This window comes from Marinobacter sp. L-46 (assembly GCF_056859535.1).
The window spans coordinates 18,659-40,095 of sequence record NZ_JBSXOP010000027.1 but is presented as its reverse complement, the minus strand read 5'-3'; the positions used below and the strand labels follow the sequence as shown (position 1 = coordinate 40,095).

The following is a 21,437-nucleotide window of genomic DNA, read 5'->3' as shown; positions in this document are numbered from 1 at the left end:
TCATCTATGCCAAACCAAGACATCCTCGACCTGCAGCCCACCCACATCCAGGAGCTGCAGAACCGGTACGAACAGGCACTGGCTGAGCACGGATACGACAGCCTGCTGATTGCCTCCGGCGCTGCCCCCTACCGGTACCGGGATGATCAAACCTACGTGTTTCAGGGCTTCGGGCCGTTTCTGCACTGGACCGGCCTGGCCGGCCAGGAGCACAGCTGGCTGCTGATTCGCCCCGGCCACAAACCGGTGCTTTGGCTGTACCAGCCGGTGGATTTCTGGCATGCCAACCCGGCGATGCCTGAAGAACCCTGGCAAGAGGTTGTTGAAGTGCGCAGCCGGCAGCAGTCCGGCACCCCGGAGCTGGACAACCCGGGCCGGCTGGCGGTGATCGGCGATCCCCTGGTGCTGGACGGCGTGCCGGGAGAGCATAACCCGGCGGCGCTGGTGGCGGCTGTGGAAGAAACCCGGGTGCGCAAAACACCCTATGAAATCGAATGCCTGGCCCATGCCAACCGGATTGCCCTGGCTGGCCATAATGCCGCCCGGGATGCCTTCCTGGCCGGCGACAGCGAATTCGGGATCAACCTCGCCTACCATCAGGCCACCGGCCAGCGTGAAGCCGAAGCGCCTTACCACAGCATCATCGGCCTGAACGAACACGCGGGCACCCTGCATTACCAGTATTACGACGTTCAGCCGCCGCGCCGGCCCCGCAGCCTTCTGATCGACGCCGGTGTGCGCTATCGGGGCTACTGCTCTGACATTACCCGCACCACGGCCGGCCCCGGGGAGCCGAGGTTTTCGGCACTGGTGCACGGCCTGGAAAAACTGCAGCTGCGGCTGTGCGAGATGGCGGCTCCTGGCGTGGATTATGTGGACATCCACCGCAAGGCCCATCAGGGCATCACGGCCTTGCTGTCGGCGTCCGGGCTTGTTTCCGGGTTGAGTGACGAGGCGATCGTAGAGCTGGGCATCAGCAGGGCCTTCTTCCCCCACGGCATCGGCCATTTTCTGGGCATCCAGGTGCACGATGTCGCCGGCAAGCCGACGCCGCCACCCGAAGATGCGCCGTTCCTGCGCCTGACCCGCACCCTGGAAGAGGGCATGGTGGTCACCATCGAACCCGGCCTCTACTTTATTCCGTCACTGCTGGAGCCTGTGCTGAACGGGCCGCAGGCAAAGTACCTGAATCGGAGCCTGCTTGATGAGCTGCAAGGCTGTGGGGGTATTCGTATTGAGGACAACGTAGCGGTAACAGCCTCCGGTGCCCGCAACCTGACCCGGGAAACAGAACGGTAACCTTTCTCAACAAATTCCGCGGTTAAAAGGGTTGCATTCCTGCTTGTTAATGACAATAATTATCACTAACTTTAGTGCTGTTAGTGAGAGCGCCCTATGTACGTTTGCCTGTGTTACGGGGTAACAGACAGAGAAATCCGCGAAGCCGCCGAAAATGGTGTCAGCTCCATGCGCCAGCTGGGTAAGGAGCTGGGTGTCGGCCGCCAGTGTGGTCGCTGCGCCTGCACCGCGCGGGAGATCCTTAAGGAAGCCCGGTCACCGGATTATCTGGCGCTTGCCAACATGCTGGCCCAGCCCGCCTGACGGGCTGACCTGTCCCGATACTGCAATTGCACCTCTTTCACATCCGTGATTTTTTATTGCCGGTAAACCGACTATCCTTGTGAATTAAAGCAACTGCGACATAAGGAATTTGGTTATGAAAGGCGATAAGAAAGTCATCCAGTATCTGAACAAGGTTCTTGCCAACGAGCTGACCGCAATCAACCAGTATTTTTTGCATTCCAGAATGTACAAGGACTGGGGCATTACCAAGCTGGCAGCCAAGGAATACGAAGAATCCATTGACGAAATGAAGCACGCCGATCAGCTGATCGAGCGCATTCTGTTCCTGGAGGGACTGCCCAACCTGCAGGATCTGAACAAATTGCTGATTGGCGAAAATGTTCAGGAAATGATCGAGTGCGACCTAAAGCTTGAGCACACCGCACACACCGACCTGAAAGAAGCTATCATCTACTGCGAACAGGTTCAGGACTTTACCAGCCGCGAACTGTTCCGGAGCATCCTCGACAGCGAAGAAGAGCATATCGACTGGCTCGAAACCCAGCTGGAGATGATTTCCCAGATGGGTATCCAGAACTACGTCCAGCTGCAGTCCTCGGCAGCGGAGTAACCACCGACAATGGATCTGTCCTGCTTCAAAGCCTATGACCTCCGGGGCCGGGTTCCGGACCAGCTGAACCCGCCCCTGGCAGAAAAAATCGGCCGGGCCTATGTGGAAATCACCGGTGCAAAAAAAGTCATCGTCGGCTATGACATCCGCCTGTCCAGCCCGGAAATCGCCGAGGCGCTCAGCTCCGGCCTGATGGCGGCCGGTGCCGACGTTTACGACATCGGCCTGTGTGGCACCGAACAGGTGTACTTTGCCACCAGCCACTACGGCATGGACGGCGGCATCATGGTCACCGCCAGCCACAACCCGAAAGACCACAACGGCATGAAAATGGTCGGCCCCCAGTCCCGGCCCATCAGCTCCGATAACGGCCTGAACGACATCCGGGACCGCGTGCGCGAACCCTTCTTTGATGCGCCGGGGCAGGGCAGGTACGAAACCCTGGAAGTGATGGCCGCCTACACTGACCACCTGTTGGGCTACATCGACGCCAGCTCCCTCAAGCCCATGACCATCGTCTGCAACGCCGGCAACGGCGGCGCTGGTCTGGTGATTGATGAACTGGAACAACACCTGCCGTTCGAATTTATCAAAGTGCACCACCAGCCGGACGGACACTTCCCCAACGGCGTACCCAACCCCATCCTGCCGGAAAACCGCACCGCCACGGCAGATGCCGTCATCGAACACGGCGCCGCCATGGGTATCGCCTGGGACGGCGACTACGACCGCTGCTTCTTCTTCGACGAAACCGGCCGCTTCATCGAAGGCTACTACATCGTCGGCCTGCTGGCGGACCAGTTCCTCAGAAAAACCGGCGGCGGAAAAGTCATCCACGACCCCCGCCTCACCTGGAACACCCAGGACCTGATAGAAGCCGCCGGCGGCGAAGCCATCGAAAGCAAAACCGGCCACGCCTTCATCAAACAAAGAATGCGCGACGAAGACGCCGTATACGGTGGCGAAATGAGCGCCCACCACTACTTCCGCGACTTCGCCTACTGCGACAGCGGCATGATCCCCTGGCTACTCATCGCCGAACGCCTGTGCCAGAGCGGCCAAACCCTGTCGTCCCTCATCGACGCCAGAATAGAAGCCTACCCGGCCAGCGGCGAAATCAACCGCACCATAGCCGACCCCGCCAAAGTCCTCGCCGCCATAGAAGCCCTCTACAGCCCCGGCGCCAAAAACGTCAGCTACGTAGATGGCCTGAGCGTAGAGTTCGACAACTGGCGCTTCAACCTGCGCATGTCCAACACCGAACCGGTGGTTCGCCTGAACGTGGAAGCACGGGCTGATAAGGCCCTGATGGAAAAGAAAACGGAAGAACTGCTGGTGGAAATGGAGCGATTAAACAGAGGCTGACGCTGGCGGAATCCCCGGCCAATGTCGGGTGACCGGCTGGGGGTGATCCCTTCTGAAACTGTGCGGAGCCATGGATGGCGGAGCCCAAGCGCCACATGGATGTGCCGCAAGGAGCGTGTTTCAGAAGGGATCACCCCCAGACGGGCAGTGCTCCGGTGTCAAAGGAGATTGAGTGCCCGGCTCAAAGCCAGTCATTCAGCATAATGCCGATACCAAACCGCTCAATCCGCTCATTGTAGTCAATCAAACTCTCCCCATACCCGTTGTAATACTGGAAAAAACCCTTCAACGTATCCCCAACAGGAAAACTGTACCCAAACTCCACTGACGTCCGGTTATCCGACCGCAAATTATTCAGCAACTTCAGCGAAAACGTCCGATCCTCCGTTAGCTTGTACACCGCGTTATAACTTGCGTGCCCAAGATACCGCTCGATATCCGCATTATCATTATCGCTGGCACTCTCCGGCAGCCGGTACCACGGTTCCACCTGGAACAACCATCGGCCATAGCTATACGCGGCGGACGCCTTGATCCGGTTCCAGCTCCGGGACCGGGGATCCGCCTGGCCGTTGGACTGGTGGTTGAAGCCAATGGTGACCCCGTTCAGGGTGCCCGGCCCGATATCCCAGTCCAGCTGGTGCCGGAAAAACAGCTCGGGCTCGTAGTTGGTCTCCCGGAAAGGCGCTGATTCGTCCTGGTTGTACACCTGCCAGAACGACTTCTGGGTATAGCCGAACCAGAACGTGGTGCGCTTATCAAAGAAGCCGGTCAGCAACGGTACCTTGAAACTGATCTGGTATTTGGCTTCCTCATTCTCCAGGAAGTAGTCGTAGCCAGTGGTGCCCAGCCGCGGGCTGACCGGGTTCGGGTTGGGGTGGTCTACCCAGGTCAGCGGAAGAATGTAGTTGGGCTTGTGGGTCACCAGGCTGCCGGCAAAGGAAAACACCGCCTGCTCGGCCGCCAGGTAATTATTCACCAGTGACTTCATGACCCCTTCGTCCGGGTCATCCTCCATGGCGTTGCCGACAATCTCCGCGCGGGTCTCCTTGTCGGCAGCCAGTTGCTCCGCCTGTGCTTCAGAGGTTTCCAGTGCCTCTTCGCTGGCGTTATCCCGGGCTGTCTGGGGATCATTCCGGGCGTCGTAGCAGGCCAGGCGCTGCACGCCGTCCCGGATCAGGGCGCAGTTTACGGAGCTCTCGCCGGTATCCTGGGCGAAACTCGCCGGGCTTGCCGTCAGCGCAAATACAACCAAGGCAAGGGGAAAACGGGCTGGCAGGTGCATGGCGTGTCCTTACTGGCTGGCGGTCAGGCTGAGCCAGGTGTTGGCAATGCCATACACCCAGACGCCCAGCAGGGTTAAGGTCAGAAGTGCAAAAATAATCCGGTGCCGGGTGCGGCGGTTATCGCTGACCGAGGCTACCCAGCGCAGGTACATCAGGCCGATAAAGCTGAGAAAAACACCCAGACTGGCCACCGCAGGAACCAGCAGCCAGGCCGGATGCACCGGGTTGCCGGCGCTGGACAGGTTGCTGAACCAGCCCATGGACACCAACAGGACAGCCAGGCTGGAGAACTCCAGGATCAGCAGGGATTTGCGTCGTTTATCCGGGCGTGGGGCGGGCGTCTGTGGCATGGTCGGGCTCAAGGTACCTGGTGGAGGAATGTCGGATGGCTATGGTAACCGGAAACGGTAACAGTTCAGATACACCCTACGAAACTGTCACTAAAATGGTTGAAATCAATTTCTGATTCTGCCATTTGGTTTTTTTGCCGGGGCACAGTCGCTATAATGCGGCGACCGAAAGATTATAACGCTCAAATGCGAGGTGCATTGTGAAGATGAAGAGAGTCCTGGCTGTAGTTCTGCTTGGTTTTGGCCTGGCCGCCGGCGCCGCAGTAGCAAGTGTTGAAGACGAAATCCGCGACCGCATCAAGCCGATCGGCGAAGTGTGCCTGCAGGGTGAAGAGTGTGGCGAAGCCGCAGCTGCGCCTGCCCAGGAAGCCAGCGCCGGTGCTGCTGCCCGTTCCGGCAGCGACGTGTATAACGCAGCCTGTACTGCGTGCCACGCCACCGGTGCAGCCGGTGCTCCGATTGTCGGCAACGCCGACCAGTGGGCGCCCCGCATCGAGCAGGGCATGGATACGTTGATCGATCACGCCATCAACGGCTTCAACGCCATGCCGCCGAAAGGTGCCTGTGGTAGCTGTTCTGATGAAGAGATCGTTGCCGCCGTTGAACACATGGTGGAAGCAAGCCAGTAATACCCGGCTTGTTACGCAAAACCCCGCCCCGTGCGGGGTTTTGTCGTTTTACAGGCCCAGGTCGCCAATCAGGGCGCTGAGAGTGGCCTTGCCCTTTTTCTGGTTGGCCTGCTGGTCCGATTCGCCCAGCCCCTCCCATTTCACGTCCTCTTCCGGCAATTCATCCAGGAACCGGCTGGGAATGGTCTCCAGTTTTTCCCCGTATTGCTTGCGTGACGCGGCATAGGTCAGCGCCAGGGTTTCCCGGGCCCGGGTGATGCCTACATACATCAGGCGCCGTTCTTCCTCCACATTGCCTTCCTCGATGCTGCTCCGGTGCGGCAGGATCTCTTCCTCCAGGCCCATAATAAACACATGGGGAAATTCCAGGCCCTTCGAAGCATGCAGGGTCAGCAACTGAACCTTGTCGCTGTCATCTTCCTCTTCCCGCTGCTCCATCATGTCCCTCAGCACCAGCTTGGCGATAGCATCCTCGATGCCGATCTCGTCGGCCGTGCCCTTGCCGTCATCCAGCATGCGCTGGATCGACTCCACCAGGTACCAGATGTTCTCCATCCGCCGTTCGGCCTGCTTCGGACTGCCGGAATGCTGGTGCAGCCATTCTTCGTATTCGATGTCGGTGAACAACTGTTTGATGACCGGGATTGGATCTTCCGAGAACAGGCGCTCGCAGGTTTTGTCGACCCAGTGGGCGAAGCGTCGCAGCCGGTCCAGGCCTTTCTCGGTGACATGGGTTTCCGCGCCCATATCACCCAGCGCCTTGAACAGGCTGACGTTGCGGGAGCGGGCATAGTGGCTGAGTTGCTCCAGAGTGCGCGGGCCGATTTCCCGGCGCGGCACGTTCACCACCCGCAGGAAGGCGGCATCGTCGTCCGGGTTAATCATCAGCCGCAGGTACGACATCGCATCCTTGATCTCGTTCTTGGAGAAGAACGACTGGCCGCCGGAGATGCGGTAGGGAATCTGGTAGGCCTGCAGCTTCATCTCCAGCAGCCGGGCCTGGTGGTTGCCCCGGTAAAGCACTGCGAAATCCTTGAAATCCAGGCCGTTCTTCAGCTTCTGGTCGAGAATCTCGGTAGCCACCCGCTCGGTTTCGGCGTCTTCGTTGCGGCAACGAATGATGCGGATTTCGTCACCCACGGTGTGGTCACTCCAGAGGGCTTTCTCGAACACGTGGGGGTTGTTGGCAATCACCGTGTTGGCGCAGCGCAGGATCCGGCTGGTGGAGCGGTAGTTTTGCTCCAGCTTGACGATTTTCAGGCTCGGGAAGTCTTCCTTCAGCTGGGCCAGGTTTTCCGGCCGGGCGCCTCGCCAGGCGTAGATGGACTGGTCATCATCGCCCACCACCGTAAACGCGGCCCGCTCGGCCACCAGCTGTTTCACCAGCTCGTACTGGCACACGTTGGTGTCCTGGTACTCATCCACCAGCATGTAGCGGATTTTCCTGCGCCACTTGGCCAGCACGTCCGGGTTGTCCCGGAACAGCTGCACCGGCAGCAGGATCAGGTCGTCAAAATCTACCGCGTTGTAGGCTTTCAGGTATTCGTTGTAGTGCCTGTAGACGATGGCAATGCGCTGCTCACGCTCGTCTGCCGCCTTGCTGTAGGCCTCGGAGGGGCTGCGCATGGCATTCTTCCAGGACGAGATGGTCATCTGCACGTCGTTCAGCTCGTCACCGGCTTCGGCGCTGGCTTCGCGCAGCATCAGGTCTTGCAGCAGGGCCTTGGCATCTTCGGCATCGAAGATGGAAAAGCCGGGGTGATAACCCAGGTGGGCATGTTCCTCCCGGATCATGTTCAGGCCCAGGTTGTGGAAAGTGGAGACAATCAGCCCCCGGGTCTTGCCCCGGTCAACAATGCGCCCGACCCGCTCTTTCATCTCCCGGGCGGCCTTGTTGGTAAAGGTGACGGCGGCAATGTGCCGGCCCGGGATGCCCAGTTCTTCAATCAGATAGGCGATCTTGCGGGTGATCACGCTGGTCTTGCCACTGCCGGCGCCCGCCAGCACCAGCAGGGGGCCGTCGGCGTAGCGAACCGCTTCGCGCTGTCTGGGGTTGAGCTTGTTCACGATAAAGACGCCAGAGAATAAACCGGGGTGAGTGTTGCGTCCGGCTATTCTACACCACCACGCCGCATCCAGCTTGCCTGCAACACCAAGCCGCTGTACCTTTGCCCATTAATTTTGTAAGCAAGATAACAGAGGTCGCATGAACAGTATCTCCCGGCGCATTGCTGATGAACTCGGCGTACGTGAGCAGCAGGTAAACGCCACCGTCGCCCTGCTGGATGAAGGTGCCACCGTTCCGTTTATTGCCCGTTACCGGAAAGAAATCACCGGCTCCCTGGACGACAGCCAGCTGCGTACCTTGGAAGAGCGGCTGCGTTACCTGCGGGAGCTGGAAGACCGCCGGGGCACTATCCTCAACAGCATCGAGGAGCAGGGCAAGCTGACCGACGAGCTGCGCACGGCCATCGAAGCGGCAGACACCAAGAACCGCCTGGAAGACCTGTACCTGCCCTACAAGCCCAAGCGCCGCACCAAGGCCCAGATTGCCAAGGAGGCGGGGCTGGAGCCGCTGGCTGATGCCTTGTTTGATGACCCCACCCTGGACCCGGAAACCACCGCAGCCGGTTACCTGAATGCCGAAGCCGGCATTGACGACACCAAGGCCGCGCTTGATGGCGCCCGCTACATCCTGATGGAGCGCTTTGCCGAAGATGCCGAGCTGCTGGGCGCGCTGCGGGATTTCGTGTGGCAGGAAGGCCAGCTGAAAGTCAGCGTGGTGGAAGGCAAGGAAAACGAAGGCGCGAAATTCCGCGATTACTTCGACCACATCGAGCCGTTGAAGAAGGTTCCCTCGCACCGGGCCCTGGCTATTCTACGTGGCCGCAATGAAGGTATCCTGGCCTACAGCCTTGTGATGGGTGATGCCGAAGACGACCGCCGCCAGCCCCATCCGGCGGAGCAGCGCATTGCGGCCCACTGGCGCATTCGCGACAACGGCCGTGCTGCCGACAAATGGCTGAGCGAGGTGGTGCGCTGGACCTGGCGGGTGAAGCTCTCTACCCAGATTGAAACTGACCTGATGTCCCAGGTACGCGAAGCCGCTGAAGCCGAAGCCATCAACGTGTTTGCCGCCAATCTGAAAGACCTGCTGTTGCTGGCTCCCGCCGGCCCGCGCGCGACCCTGGGCCTGGACCCCGGCCTGCGTACCGGTGTGAAGGTGGCGGTGATTGACGGCACCGGCCAGGTGGTCGACCACGGCGCGATTTACCCCCATGCGCCCAAAAATCAGTGGGAGCCCTCCATCGTGCAGCTGGCGGCCTGGTGCCAGAAGTACAGGATTGAGCTGGTAGCCATCGGTAACGGCACCGCGTCCCGGGAAACCGAGAAGCTGGTGGGCGACCTGTGCAAGCGTTATCCGGAACTGAAGCTGGCCCGCATTGTGGTGAATGAATCCGGGGCGTCGATTTACTCGGCCTCCGAATTTGCCTCAAAGGAGTTACCGGACCTGGATGTGACTATCCGGGGTGCTGTCTCCATCGCCCGCCGTTTGCAGGACCCTCTGGCAGAGCTGGTGAAAATTGAGCCCAAGTCCATCGGTGTCGGCCAGTACCAGCACGATGTGTCCCAGGTCCAGTTATCCCGCAGCCTGGATGCCGTGGTGGAAGACTGTGTAAACGGGGTAGGGGTAGACCTGAACACCGCGTCTGTACCGTTGCTCACCCGGGTGTCCGGCCTGAACCAGAGTATCGCCCAGAACATCGTCGATTTCCGCAACCAGAACGGCAAGTTCGTCAGCCGCAAGCAGCTGATGAAAGTCTCCCGGCTGGGTGAGCGCACCTTCGAACAGGCTGCCGGCTTCCTGCGCATTGCCGGTGGCGATAACCCGCTGGACCGCTCGTCTGTGCACCCGGAAGCCTATGGCGTGGTGGAAGCCATTGCCCAGCGCAACGGCAAGAAAGTGGACGACATTATTGGCGACTCTGCGTTCCTGCGCAGCCTCAACCCGCAGGATTACGTGACCGAGCAGTTCGGCCTGCCCACAGTGAAAGATATCATCTCCGAGCTGGAAAAGCCGGGCCGGGACCCGCGTCCGGAATTCCGTTTCGCCCACTTCGAGGAAGGGGTGGAAACCCTGAACGACCTGAAGCCGGGCATGGTGCTGGAAGGCTCCGTCACCAACGTGACCAACTTTGGTGCCTTTGTCGATATCGGCGTACACCAGGACGGTCTGGTACATATCTCCGCCCTGTCCCATACTTTCGTCAAAGATCCGCGCGAAGTGGTGAAGGCGGGTGATATCGTTAAGGTTAAAGTGATGGAAGTGGACATTCCCCGTAAACGGATTGCCCTGTCCATGCGTATGGATGACCAGCCCGGTGCCGAGGCGTCGTCCAAGCCGGCCCGTGGCGCCGATCGCAGTGGTGGCCGCGGTAACGACCGCAAGCCCCGTGGCAGCCAGGGTTCCCAGCCCGCGCAGGGTGCCATGGCTGGCGCGCTGGCACAGGCACTGGCCTCTGCCCGTAAAGGCGGCCGTTAAACCACTTCCTTGAATCAATGGCGGCTATCCCATAAAAGGGTAGCCGCTTCAACAGGAGCCAATCATGGCAGATTCCCGCCACTCCCTGCTTCAGCAGTTTGCCGCCAGTGACTGGAGCGGTTTTCTGAAAGGTGTCGAGAAAGAAGGTCTGAGGGTGGATGCCAACGGCTTCATCGCCCAGACGCCCCATCCGGAGGCTCTGGGCTCTGCCCTGACCCACGGGCGGATTACCACCGACTACTCCGAAGCCCTGCTGGAGCTGATTACCCCGGTGTTCAACAGCACCGGTGCCATGCTGGAATCCCTGCGGGACACTCACCGTTATGTGCAGCAGAACCTGGGTGACGAAGTGTTCTGGGCCGCCAGCATGCCCTGCGAAATCGATGGCGACCAGAGCATTCCCATCGCCGAGTATGGCCGTTCCAACGTCGGCCAGCTCAAGCATGTTTATCGTCAGGGGCTGGCGGTGCGCTATGGCCGGGTGATGCAGAGCATTGCCGGTGCCCACTACAACCTGTCGCTGCCCGACAGCTTCTGGCAGAAGTGGCAGGAAGTCACGGGCAACAGCGATTCCCTGCAGGATTTCAAATCCGACCAGTACTTCTGGCTGATCCGCAACTTCCGCCGCCGCAGCTGGCTGCTGATGTTGCTGTTCGGGGCGTCTCCGGCGCTGGATTCCAGCTTCGTTGCCAACATGAAGCACGATCTCAGCCGCTTCGACGACCGCACCTGGCACGGCCAGTATGCGACCTCCCTGCGCATGGGCGATCTGGGCTACCACAACAATGCCCAGGCCTCCCTGAATATCTGTTTCAACGAACTGGCCACCTACACCCGCACCCTGGACCGCGCCATCCACACCAACTGGCCGGCCTATGAGGCCATCGGCACCCAGCGCGATGGCGAGTTCATCCAGATCAACACCAGCGTGCTGCAGATTGAGAACGAGTATTACAGCGCGGTGCGCCCGAAACGCACCACCGAACGGGGCGAAAAGCCGATACAGGCGCTGGATGCCCGGGGCGTGGAGTACATCGAAGTGCGTTGCCTGGACCTCGATCCTTTCTCGCCGGTCGGCGTGAACCAGGCGCAGGTTGATTTCCTGGACCTGTTCCTGCTCGATTGCCTGCTGACCGACTCGCCGCGTATTGGCGACGAAGAATGCGAGCGGCTGGATGACAACTACAAGGATGTCGTGGCTTCCGGCCGCTGGCAGGAACTGGCCCTGTGCCGGGCAAACGGCGAACGGGTGCCTGTCGGCAACGCCGCCCGGGAACTGCTGGACCGGCTGCAGCCGCTGGCGGAACAACTGGACGGCTGGGAGCAGGGTGAGACCTACCGCAACGCCCTGGCTGCACAGCGCGACAAGTTGCAGGGCTCAGACTGGGCGGTACCTTCTGCCCGGGTGCTCGATGCTATGAGTGCGTCCGGCCTTGGCCACCGGGACTGGACCCTGGAAATGTCCCGCCAGCATCAGCAAACCCTCCGTAATGAGACTCTGGCGCCGGATGTGCTGTCGGCCTACCAGGCCATGACCCGGGAATCGCTGGCGGAGCAGCAGGCGATGGAAGCGGCCGATACCCAGCCGTTCTCCGAATTCCTGGAAGACTATCTGAAAGCCTGAAAGCGACCTGACTCACAGAAAGTGCTTTTGCCGCTTGCCGCCTCCCTTACCTGTTGTTACGTTTATTAACATCAGGTAAGGGAGGCTGTACCGTGGCAAGAGACATCAAACTCGGATGGGACGTGGAAGCCTTGAACAAGGCGTATCGGCAGGGTCACATGGCCGGTTCCATGGGTATGGACAAAACCCGCTGCCCCTATCGCGGTGATGTTGTGATTGCGGCCTGGGAGGCCGGCTGGGACGACGCCGGTGAAGCCGTGCAGACCGGTGGCCAGCAGGGCGACGACGATCTGTTTGCCCGCATCGCCTGATCCCCGATTTTTCTTCCCCTTTTGCTTTAACCGCTTATGCTCTGCCCGCGTCATGGGGTAGGATTGCTCACTGAGTTTTCGTGCAGTCCCTAACTGTGATGCGGGGTAGTGTTTTGACGAGCAGATGGATTTTCGGTCTTGTATTTCTGGTGTGCGCCGGGCTGCTTGCGGTGGCCTTCTACATGGAGCACGTGATGGGGCTTGAACCTTGTCCCTTGTGCTGGTTGCAGCGCTTCGGCTTTATGGGTGCCGGGCTGGTCAGCTTGCTGGCATTCCTGCATGGTCCCAAAGGTTTCGGTAACCGGGTTTACGGCTTCCTGATGGTGCTCAGTGCCGGTGCCGGGCTTGGCGTAGCCGGACGGCAGTTATGGCTGCAAAGCCTGCCGGAAGACCAGGTGCCAGCCTGCGGCCCCTCAGTGGATTACATGCTCGAAGTCCTGCCCTGGTTTGAAGTGCTGCAGACCGCCCTCAAAGGCACCGGAGACTGTGCAGCCGTGGTCTGGCGTTTTCTGGGTCTGAGTATTCCGGGCTGGACCGCTGTGTTCTTCAGTCTGGTCATTCTGGTTGGCTTGTTTGTCATGTTCCGGAGCTACCAACCCAAAAACTGGGTGAATAGCTGAAACAGTTGCGGCAGGCTGCAGCCATGGGGTAACTTGGTTGCCTGACGTAAAGACTGAGGGGAGACAGGCGTCATGTTGGAGAATTGCCGGAATGCCAGGGAGCGTTGGGGTGGCGTCAGCGAGCTGATCGACCGTTGGCTGAAAGAGCGCCAGGAACTGCTGGTTCATTACTGTGAGCTGTCAGCGCTGACGGATTACTCGCAAACCGACATGCTCCGGGAAAAGTTTATTCGCCTGTGCGAAGTGCTGGTGGACTATGTATCGACCGGCCATTTTGAAATCTACGAGCAGCTGATCCGCGAAGCCCGGGAATTCAACGACGGTGGCGAAGAACTGGCGGCCAAGGTGTATCCCCGCATCCAGGAAACCACGGAAGTGGCGCTGAACTTCAATGACAACGTGGATGGCCGCATCCTGACCGAACAGGATGTGAGCTTCCTGTTTGAAGAAGTCTCGAAGCTTGGCGAAGTACTTGAGAGCCGGTTCGAGCTGGAAGATTTCCTGATCGAACACCTGCACAACGCCCACGCCGGCAAAATGGCATCCGCCTGATCCGGGCAGGGTCAACAACCGAATCATTAAAAAAACCGGCCTGGGCAATCAGGCCGGTTTTTTGCTGTTCAGGGCCTTTGTTTATTCTTCGCCCGGATTCACTGCCAGCAGTTCCACATCAAACACCAGCACTTCGTTGGGGCCGATCGCCTGGTTGCCGCCCGGGCCGTAGGCCAGGTCTGACGGGATGTACAGCTTGTAACGGGCGCCTTCGCTCATCAGCTGCAGGCCTTCGGTCCAGCCCGGAATAACCTGGTTCAGGCCGAAGGTGACAGGCTGGCCGCGCTCACGGGAGCTGTCGAAAACCTCACCATTGATCAGCTCGCCGGTGTAATGCACCTGCACCTGGTCTTCGGCGGTCGGCTGAGTGCCATTGCCTTCTTCAATGACTTCGTACTGCAGGCCGGACTCGGTGGTCTCTACGCCGTCACGCTCGCTGTTTTCAGCCAGGAACGCCTCACCGGCTGCCTGGTTCTTCTGGGCCAGTTCCTCGACCTGCTGCTCCTGCTGGGCCTGCATATCCTGCTGATACGCCATCAGAGCTTCCTGGATTTCCTCGCGGCTCAGGCGCTTGGCGTCTTCATCGCCGGCGTGGCCGTGCTGGATGCCCTGAAGAAACTGCTCCATCTGCAGGTCTGGCAGGTCGTTGCCCATGCGCTCGCCCAGTACCAGGCCCATGCCGTAGCTGACCTTTTCCGGAGTGGACTCCAGGGCAGGGTCCTTGGCCGGTTCCTGGGAATTGGAGCAACCGGCAACCAGGCCGGTCATGGCAACAGCTAACAGGGTTTTCTTCATATTTCCGTCCTTTACACGTGTATCAGGGCGCCGGGCCCTATTGGATTTGTTAAGAAAGACAAGGTAACGGGTTCGTCGCCAGTATGCCACTGAACATGTGGTAAGGGAGTTGTCCGGGGAGGTCAGGAACCGTTGCTGCCGGTGGAGCCGTTGAGGCTGAACGGTGCGCGGTAGGGTGCCTGCCAGTCGTTGGCGGAATCGGCGCCTGTGGCCTGGGGTGTCTGGCTCGGCCGGTCGATGGCCAGGGCGTTCCAGGAGCCCTGCTCCGGAGGCTGGTCGGCGTAGTGCCAGTTGCCTTCGGTATCCTGCCACTTGAATACAATGTCGGGGCCCTCTACCGGAATGGGCGAGGGCAGCAGGCCCTCGAAGCGGGGCACCTCTTCAGGTTTTTTCTCTGCCGTGGGTTTGGATACCGTCTCCGGGTCGCCCAGGCCGAAAAACATCAGCAGCAACAGCAGGCCCAGTGCCGGAAAGGCCAGGCGAATCAGCCATTTCATGAACATGGCTGGCTGTCTCCCCGGGCAGTATCGGCCAGCTGTGCAGCCAGTGTGTGTAATTGATTCATCTGATCGGGCTCCGGTGTCCGGGCCGGGGCTGCAACATCCAGGTTTCGCAGGATGGCAGCGGTGGTGTCTTGCATGGTGCCGGTCTCCGGATTCAAGGTCATGATGGATTGCCAGGCCAGGGCCAGTTCTGTTTGTTCCGCCTGTAATTCCGCGCTGGCCAGGGCTTCCCGCAGTTGCCGGCAGTCTTCATGGTGCCGGGGAATGGATTTTCGCGCCGACCGGATGCTACCGGTTACACGGTCGCGCCACTCTGTTACCTTAGCGTCCTCGATACCGGTGAACACGCGCCCGTTCACGCCCAGCCACGCGGCGCATAAAATTCGGGTAACACTCCAGCCCTGCTTCTGAAGCTCCAGGCAGCCCTGGGCCAGCCCGGGGTTTCGCCAACAGGCCAGTGCATAACGCCAGAGTGGGTTATCCGGTTCCATTGTTACCGGCAGATTCAGCGGTTCAGGCTGGCAAGCGGTCATGGCAGGGCGCGTTCCGGCAGAATTCCATGGATAAAGTAAATCTATGTTAACGATAACCGATCTCAGTTTACAACGAGGCGGCGTCTGGTTGCTAGAAAACGTCAACCTGACAGTTCAACCCGGCCAGCGGGTGGCCATTGTGGGCGCCAACGGCGCTGGTAAATCCAGCTTATTCAAGCTGTTACTGGGGCAGCTGACGGCGGAGCAGGGTGGCGTATCCTTGCCCGGCGGTTGCCGGATTGCCCATATGGCGCAGGAAGTCGAAGCCTCGGCACGCTCGGCCCGGGATTTTATCCTGGATGGTGATTTCGAACTGCGCCGGCTGGAACGGGAACTGGCCGAGGCAGAAGCCCGGGGCGATGACCACGCCATCGCCCACGCTCACGGCGAGCTGGACCTGCACGAAGCCTGGTCTGCTCCACGGAGGGCAGAAGCCCTGTTGCGGGGCCTGGGCTTTGCCGACAGCGATGCGGAGCGGCCGGTATCGGCGTTTTCCGGGGGCTGGCGCATCCGGCTGAACCTGGCCCAGGCGCTGATGCGCCCGTCAGACCTGTTGCTGCTGGATGAGCCCACCAACCACCTGGACCTGGACGCCTGCCTGTGGCTGGAGAACTGGCTGCGCCGCTACTCCGGCACCCTGCTGTTTATCTCCCACGACCGGGATTTCATGGATCGGGTGGCCACCCACCTGGTGCATTTCGACCAGAAAAAACTGGTGCTCTACACCGGCAACTATTCCGCCTTTGAGGTTCAGCGCAGCGAGCGGCTGGCCCAGCAGCAGGCGGGCTTCGAGCGCCAGCAGGCCCGGATTGCCGAAATCCAGCGCTTTATTGACCGGTTCAAGGCTAAGGCCACCAAGGCCAAGCAGGCCCAGAGCCGGGTCAAGGCACTGGAGCGCATGGAGCGGATTGCCCCGGCTCATGTAGATTCGCCGTTCAGCTTCGAATTCCCCATGGCCGACAAGGTATCGAACCCCTTGCTGTCGATTCGATACGGCGTAGCGGGCCATGGCGATACCGCCATTCTGCGGAACATTAACGTCACCCTGTTGCCGGGGTCCCGGATCGGCCTGCTGGGCCCGAACGGCGCCGGCAAGTCCACCTTTATGGATGCACTGCGTGGCACTGGTACGCTGCTTGCCGGTGAGCGAACCTGTGGCGAACACCTGGCCATCGGTTACTTCGCCCAGCACCAGCTGGAATCGCTGGACCTGGACGCCAGCCCGTTCCTGCACCTGCAGCGTCTGGCCCCAAGGGCCTCCGAGCAGCAGGTAAGAAATTTCCTGGGCGGCTTTGATTTCCATGGTGACGAGGCCCTGAGCCCGATCCGATCTTTCTCCGGTGGCGAGAAGGCCCGGGTGGCGCTGGCGATCATTGCCTGGCAGAAACCCAACCTGTTGCTGCTGGATGAGCCCACCAACCACCTGGACCTGGAAATGCGCCAGGCCCTGACCATGGCCCTGCAGAACTTCGACGGTGCCATTGTGGTGGTGTCCCACGACCGGCATCTGCTGCGCAACACCGTTGACCAGTTCTGGCTGGTGTCAGACGGCGCGGTGCAGGAATACGACGGCGACCTGGAAGACTACGAGCGTTGGCTGGCGGAGCGCCGCAAGGATGACGACGAGCCTCCGAAACGTGAGGTAATCGAACAGGCGACCGACAACAAGGTTGCCGCCGGGGCCACCGCCCTGACCGCCGATGAGCGCAAGGCCCGCAAGCGTCAGGAAGCTGAGCTGCGCCAGAAACTGAGCCCCTGGCGCAAGAAGCAGGGAAACCTGGAAGCCCGGATGGAGCAGCTTCAGCAGGAGCTGGCCGGGGTCGAACAGCAGTTGTCCGATCCGGCCATCTACGACGACAGCGCCAAGGTGAAGCTGAAGGAGCTGCTGGCACAGCAGACCGGCCTGAAGCGGGAACTGGACGATGTGGAAGCCGAGTGGCTGGAGGTCAGTGAAACCGTGGAAAACCTGGAGGCGGAACTGGCCGGCTGAGTGCCGGCCTCAGCGGGCGCTGATCTCAAGGACGAAATCCTGCCGGGCCAGGTAATCCCGCTCGTTTTTCAGGTCGGCCAGGGTCAGCGGCCGGTTGTCCAGCCAGCCCTGGGGCAGTTCCACCACCAGCTTGTTCTCGTGGCCGTGCAGGGAAAATTCCGGCGGTTGTTCCAGGTTGCGGGGATGCTGGATCAGCACCGCAAGCCGGACCAGCACACACAGGTAATGCAGCCGGGGCTTGTCTTCCGGCTCGATGCCTTCAAATACCGCCGCTGAAAATTTACGCCGGTGGCCGCGCACCAGGGTGGCCAGGTCTTTCTGGAACTGCTGGGTAAAGCCCGGTAGGTCAGAGTAGCGCAGCAGGTAGGCGCCGTGTTTGTGGTACTGGCTGTGGGAAATGGTCAGGCCGATTTCGTGCAGCCGGCAGGCCCAACGCAGTACATCTTCGTCGGCATCGGTGCGCAGGCCCCACTGGTCGGCTACCTGCTCCCAGGCGGCCATGGCGGTCTGCTCAACGGCGGCACCGTGGGCCTGGTCGACATGGTAACGTTCCTGCAGTGCGGAAATGGTCCGCTCCCGCACATCTTCATGCTGGATACGCCCGACGATGTCGTACAGCAGGCCTTCACGCAGGGCGCCGTCTGCGAAGGTCATGGCGTCGATGTCCAGTGACCGGAAGGCGGCCAGCAGAATGGCAAAGCCGGCCGGGAAAATGCTCTGGCGATCCTGCCGGACACCCAGTTCGGCCAGTTTTTCCACCTTGCCCATATCCACCAGCCGCTTGCGCAGCTCTTCCATGGCGGTGCGGGTAATGGTGCCATCGGTGATCTTCAGGGCGGCCAGCACATTGGCGATGGCCTTGATCGAGCCGGAAGAGCCCACGGAACTTTGCCAGCCCACCTGCCGGTAGTGCTGGCGGATATTCTGCAGTTCCTGCTCGGCGTGGATGATGGCCTTGTCCATTTGCCGGCGGCTGATCTTGCCGTCCGGGAAATAGCGGTTGCGGAACGATACGCAGCCCATGTGCAGGCTTTCCAGTTCCTGGGGCTCGAAGCGCTGGCCGATAATAAACTCGGTGCTGCCGCCGCCGATATCAATCACCAGCCGTTTACCGGAATCGTCCGCCAGGGTGTGGGATACCCCCAGATAGATCAGGCGGGCTTCTTCCCTGCCGGCAATTACTTCCACCGGATAACCCAGGACGTCCTCCGCCCGGGCAATAAACTCGTGGGCGTTGCGTGCCACCCGCAAGGCGTTGGTGCCGACAATCTGCACCCCCGCCGCAGGCATGCCCTGAAGCCGCTGGGCAAACCGGCTCAGGCACTCCAGCGCCCGTTGCTGGGCGGCCTCGGTCAGGCGGTTGTACTGGTCCAGGCCAGCGCCGAGCTGAACCTTCTCGCCCATTTTTTCCACCGTGCGGATCTCGCCGTGCACCAGGCGGGCCACGACCATGTGAAAACTGTTGGAGCCCATGTCAATGGCTGCCAGCATGTCCGGTGCGGGTGTTGCGTTCTCGGCGTTGGGGGTGGCCGTCACGTTGGTAGGAATCCTGTGTGGTGTGAACTTGGTCGTACTATAAGTGAAGAAACAGGGGTGTGTCAGTAACGGACTGCGGTCATTACTGACACGAATCAACCCTGCGCGGGATACTTCCCGCTTCACATTCAGGCGGCCAATCGCGTAAAGTATCTGTCTAACGAAATCCGGGCAGGCGGGATTTTCCCTTTCGGAAAAGTCCGTTTGCTACAGTCAACAGCGACTCCGCCGGGGCCGGTCAGAACGGCCCGGGAGCGCCTGAATCAGGAAAAGGTAATGAGCGGAAATATCGTTAATGTCACCGACGCTTCCTTTGAACAGGACGTACTGAAATCCGACATTCCGGTACTGGTAGATTACTGGGCCGAGTGGTGTGGCCCGTGCAAGATGATCGCACCGGTTCTGGAAGAGATCGCCGACGAATACGAAGGCAAGCTCAAAGTCTGCAAGCTGAACATCGACGAAAATGAGCAGACTCCGCCCAAGTTCAACATTCGTGGCATTCCGACCCTCATGCTGTTCAAGAACGGCAATGTCGACGCCACCAAGGTAGGTGCCCTGTCCAAGTCACAGCTGGCCGCCTTCCTCGACAGCAACCTCTGATCTGCTGTTGAAAAAAACCGCCCCTGAACAACGCTTCACGGGCGGTTTTTTTGTGCCTTGAGCCTGTCAGTCTGAAGACCAGGCCTGGGACCGTTCACGATCAGACACCTTCTGTTCCACCCAGTGCTCGCCGTCAGAGGTCATCTCTTTCTTCCAGAACGGGGCGGAAGTTTTCAGGGCGTCCATGATGAACGAGCAGGCGGCAAAGGCATCACCCCGGTGGGCGCTGCACACGCCAACAAATACGATCTGGTCGGAAAGCGCTAGTCGCCCGACCCGGTGAATCACCCGGGCATCACGGACATCCCAGCGGCGGGAAGCCTCGTCAATCAGCCCCTGAATAACCGCCTCCGTCATCCCCGGATAATGTTCCAGGAACAGCCCCGTTACGCCGGACAGGTCTCCGGAATCCCGGACCAGTCCGGTGAAGGTGGCAATGGCACCGGTGCCTGAACCGCTTGCTCTAAGCGCGGCATATTCTGCGCCTGTATCAAAATCCCCGGTCTGCACAGAAATCATCTCAACCTCCGGTTACCGGCGGGAAAAACGCGACCTCATCACCCGCTTTCACCACTGTAGCGGGTTTTGCCATGGCCTGGTTGACCGCCACCATGACCGGCTGGTCGCCCTTAAGCTGGGCCCACCGGCCGCCACGGCTGGCCAGGCTAGTCAGAAGGTCGTCTACCGTCTGCCCGTCACTGGCGGGCAGGGTCAGTGATTCGGTCTCCAGCTCTTCCCTCAGTCGGGCAAAAAAACGAACAGTCAGGGTTGGCTCGGTCATCATCAGCTCAGCAAGTCCGTAAACGGGTAAAACGTGATCAGGTCGTCCCTGGCCACCTGGGTGTTCTCAGGCACAACCGCGAGGCCAGTGGCCCAACAGGCCGAGCTCAGCACTCCGGAGCTCTGGTTGGGGAAGGCGGCTACCTGCATGTCCGGGCCGGTTCCTTCTTTTCGCGCCCGGACAAATTCGCGGCGTACCGATGTGTCGGTAAGATCGAACGCCGCAGGCAAAAGTTCACCAGACGGCAGAATATCGTAACGCCCCTGGCGTTTCCGGATATAGGGCATGGCGACCACCATGAAGGTCACCAGTACCGATGCCGGATTGCCGGGCAGCCCGATTACCGGCGTGCCGGCTACCTCGCCAAAGGCCAGCGGCTTGCCCGGTTTGATCGCCAGGCGCCAGAGTGACAGCTGGCCTGACTCCTCAAGAACGGCGCGGACATGGTCCTCTTCGCCTACGGATACCCCGCCACTGGTAATGATCAGGTCAGCCTGCGCCGCTGCCCGCTCCAGGGTCTGGCGGGTGGCGTCGCGAGTGTCTTCGAGGGTTTCGCACAGACTTACTTCGCAGCCTGCCTCGGCCAGCATGCCCAGCAGGGTATACCGGTTGGTGTTGTAAATCTGCCCGGGTGCCAGCGGCTGGCCCGGATCCACCAGCTCATCACCGGTGGTCAGGATGGCGACTTTCAGCCTGGCCAGTACGGGCACGCGGTTGATGCCGGTGGACGCCAGTACGCCCATTTCCTGGGGGCGGATGCGCGTTCCCCGGGCCAGGGCCAGGTCGCCCTGTTTCAGGTCCTGCCCTCGACGACGTATGTTCTGGCCCTCACTGACAGCGGCCTGAATAACAATCTCGTCGCCGTTGCGTTCTACCCGCTCCTGCATTACGACCGCATCGGCGCCTTCGGGAATTTCCGAACCGGTAAAGATGCGTACCGCCGTGCCCGGCTTCAGGGGGGCAGGGGCGGTTCCGGCCGGTACTCGGTCTGAAACCGTCAATGGTGCGCCATCGTGTACGTCGCCTTGGTAAACCGCGTAGCCGTCCACGGCACTGTTGTCGGCCGGTGGCACATCGGCTGGCACATAGTGGTTCTCTGCCAGAACCCGGCCCAGGCAGTCGGTGAGGTTAACGGCCTCGGAGCGGGTTACCGGAATGGCCCGGTCAAGAATATGGTTCAGCGCGTCGTCAATACTGATCAGGGTTTGGCCAGCCATGGTGC

Annotated in this window: 22 protein-coding genes; 12 read left to right on the top strand and 10 right to left on the bottom strand. The window is 60.4% G+C overall.

Annotated features, from left to right (window positions below; all coding sequences use genetic code 11):
• The first annotated feature begins 6 nt into the window (after positions 1-6).
• From pepQ to AC13DJ_RS02395, 4 genes are all read left to right on the top strand, one after another.
• On the top strand, positions 7-1,299 hold the full coding sequence (gene pepQ, locus AC13DJ_RS02410; RefSeq protein ID WP_482933094.1) for a Xaa-Pro dipeptidase: 1,293 nt from the start codon (positions 7-9) through the stop codon (positions 1,297-1,299).
• A 96-nt stretch (positions 1,300-1,395) separates the two neighbouring features.
• Entirely contained in the window at positions 1,396-1,602 is a 207-nt protein-coding gene (locus AC13DJ_RS02405; RefSeq protein ID WP_058339978.1) for a bacterioferritin-associated ferredoxin, read from the top strand.
• Positions 1,603-1,717: 115 nt separating this feature from the next.
• On the top strand, positions 1,718-2,194 hold the full coding sequence (gene bfr, locus AC13DJ_RS02400) for a bacterioferritin (RefSeq protein WP_289102507.1): 477 nt from the start codon (positions 1,718-1,720) through the stop codon (positions 2,192-2,194).
• A 9-nt stretch (positions 2,195-2,203) separates the two neighbouring features.
• Positions 2,204-3,559 (top strand): phosphohexomutase domain-containing protein, encoded by a 1,356-nt coding sequence (locus AC13DJ_RS02395; RefSeq protein WP_482933093.1) that lies wholly within the window; start codon positions 2,204-2,206, stop codon positions 3,557-3,559.
• A 181-nt stretch (positions 3,560-3,740) separates the two neighbouring features.
• Here the strand turns inward: AC13DJ_RS02395 and AC13DJ_RS02390 are convergent, their stop codons facing one another.
• Together AC13DJ_RS02390 and AC13DJ_RS02385 are read right to left on the bottom strand one after the other, a co-directional pair.
• Positions 3,741-4,844, bottom strand: coding sequence for a phospholipase A (locus AC13DJ_RS02390; protein WP_482933092.1), 1,104 nt, complete (start codon positions 4,842-4,844; stop codon positions 3,741-3,743).
• 9 nt (positions 4,845-4,853) lie between these two features.
• A complete protein-coding gene (locus AC13DJ_RS02385) occupies positions 4,854-5,195 on the bottom strand; it encodes a hypothetical protein (RefSeq protein ID WP_482933091.1) in 342 nt (113 codons plus the stop codon).
• 206 nt (positions 5,196-5,401) lie between these two features.
• Here AC13DJ_RS02385 and AC13DJ_RS02380 point away from each other — a divergent pair, with 206 nt between their 5' ends.
• Positions 5,402-5,824: a c-type cytochrome gene (locus AC13DJ_RS02380; RefSeq protein ID WP_482933090.1), complete on the top strand. Its 423-nt coding sequence runs from the start codon at positions 5,402-5,404 to the stop codon at positions 5,822-5,824.
• Between the two features lie 48 nt (positions 5,825-5,872).
• Here AC13DJ_RS02380 and rep read toward each other — a convergent pair whose 3' ends face one another.
• Complete coding sequence (rep, locus tag AC13DJ_RS02375) at positions 5,873-7,891, bottom strand: DNA helicase Rep (protein WP_482933089.1); 2,019 nt, start codon at positions 7,889-7,891, stop codon at positions 5,873-5,875.
• 139 nt (positions 7,892-8,030) lie between these two features.
• Here rep and AC13DJ_RS02370 point away from each other — a divergent pair, with 139 nt between their 5' ends.
• The 5 genes from AC13DJ_RS02370 (at position 8,031) to AC13DJ_RS02350 (ending at position 13,474) form a co-directional block, all read left to right on the top strand.
• Positions 8,031-10,367, top strand: a complete 2,337-nt coding sequence (locus tag AC13DJ_RS02370) for a Tex family protein (protein ID WP_482933088.1) — start codon at positions 8,031-8,033, stop codon at positions 10,365-10,367.
• 64 nt (positions 10,368-10,431) lie between these two features.
• Entirely contained in the window at positions 10,432-11,991 is a 1,560-nt protein-coding gene (gshA, locus tag AC13DJ_RS02365) for a glutamate--cysteine ligase (RefSeq protein WP_482933087.1), read from the top strand.
• Between the two features lie 92 nt (positions 11,992-12,083).
• Positions 12,084-12,302, top strand: a complete 219-nt coding sequence (gene rmf, locus AC13DJ_RS02360) for a ribosome modulation factor (protein WP_482933086.1) — start codon at positions 12,084-12,086, stop codon at positions 12,300-12,302.
• 113 nt (positions 12,303-12,415) lie between these two features.
• Positions 12,416-12,922, top strand: coding sequence for a disulfide bond formation protein B (locus AC13DJ_RS02355; RefSeq protein WP_199456867.1), 507 nt, complete (start codon positions 12,416-12,418; stop codon positions 12,920-12,922).
• A 72-nt stretch (positions 12,923-12,994) separates the two neighbouring features.
• Entirely contained in the window at positions 12,995-13,474 is a 480-nt protein-coding gene (locus tag AC13DJ_RS02350; RefSeq protein WP_058339969.1) for an Rsd/AlgQ family anti-sigma factor, read from the top strand.
• A gap of 81 nt (positions 13,475-13,555) precedes the next feature.
• Here the strand turns inward: AC13DJ_RS02350 and bamJ are convergent, their stop codons facing one another.
• The 3 genes from bamJ to AC13DJ_RS02335 form a co-directional block, all read right to left on the bottom strand.
• Entirely contained in the window at positions 13,556-14,269 is a 714-nt protein-coding gene (gene bamJ, locus AC13DJ_RS02345; RefSeq protein WP_232902751.1) for a BamJ family beta-barrel-assembly machinery protein, read from the bottom strand.
• A 122-nt stretch (positions 14,270-14,391) separates the two neighbouring features.
• Positions 14,392-14,772 carry a hypothetical protein gene (locus AC13DJ_RS02340; RefSeq protein WP_058339967.1) on the bottom strand — a complete coding sequence of 127 codons (381 nt, stop codon included), beginning with the start codon at positions 14,770-14,772 and terminating at the stop codon, positions 14,392-14,394.
• Positions 14,763-15,305, bottom strand: a complete 543-nt coding sequence (locus AC13DJ_RS02335; RefSeq protein WP_199456864.1) for a TIGR02444 family protein — start codon at positions 15,303-15,305, stop codon at positions 14,763-14,765. Before AC13DJ_RS02335 ends, AC13DJ_RS02340 begins: the two co-directional genes overlap by 10 nt.
• A 43-nt stretch (positions 15,306-15,348) precedes the next feature.
• Between AC13DJ_RS02335 and AC13DJ_RS02330 the strand changes: the two genes are divergently transcribed.
• Positions 15,349-17,295: an ATP-binding cassette domain-containing protein gene (locus tag AC13DJ_RS02330; protein ID WP_482933085.1), complete on the top strand. Its 1,947-nt coding sequence runs from the start codon at positions 15,349-15,351 to the stop codon at positions 17,293-17,295.
• Positions 17,296-17,304: 9 nt separating this feature from the next.
• On the opposite strand, the gene ppx is transcribed toward AC13DJ_RS02330, so the two are convergent.
• Positions 17,305-18,786 carry an exopolyphosphatase gene (ppx, locus tag AC13DJ_RS02325; RefSeq protein ID WP_474540586.1) on the bottom strand — a complete coding sequence of 494 codons (1,482 nt, stop codon included), beginning with the start codon at positions 18,784-18,786 and terminating at the stop codon, positions 17,305-17,307.
• 321 nt (positions 18,787-19,107) lie between these two features.
• Here ppx and trxA point away from each other — a divergent pair, with 321 nt between their 5' ends.
• Positions 19,108-19,434, top strand: coding sequence for a thioredoxin TrxA (trxA, locus tag AC13DJ_RS02320; protein ID WP_022987533.1), 327 nt, complete (start codon positions 19,108-19,110; stop codon positions 19,432-19,434).
• Between the two features lie 66 nt (positions 19,435-19,500).
• On the opposite strand, the gene AC13DJ_RS02315 is transcribed toward trxA, so the two are convergent.
• The 3 genes from AC13DJ_RS02315 to AC13DJ_RS02305 are packed head-to-tail and all read right to left on the bottom strand — an operon-like array spanning position 19,501 to position 21,432.
• Positions 19,501-19,953: a molybdenum cofactor biosynthesis protein MoaE gene (locus AC13DJ_RS02315; protein WP_288372152.1), complete on the bottom strand. Its 453-nt coding sequence runs from the start codon at positions 19,951-19,953 to the stop codon at positions 19,501-19,503.
• A gap of 1 nt (position 19,954) precedes the next feature.
• Complete coding sequence (gene moaD, locus AC13DJ_RS02310) at positions 19,955-20,215, bottom strand: molybdopterin converting factor subunit 1 (RefSeq protein ID WP_474540587.1); 261 nt, start codon at positions 20,213-20,215, stop codon at positions 19,955-19,957.
• 2 nt (positions 20,216-20,217) lie between these two features.
• Positions 20,218-21,432 (bottom strand): molybdopterin molybdotransferase MoeA, encoded by a 1,215-nt coding sequence (locus AC13DJ_RS02305; protein WP_474540582.1) that lies wholly within the window; start codon positions 21,430-21,432, stop codon positions 20,218-20,220.
• Positions 21,433-21,437 lie beyond the last annotated feature (5 nt).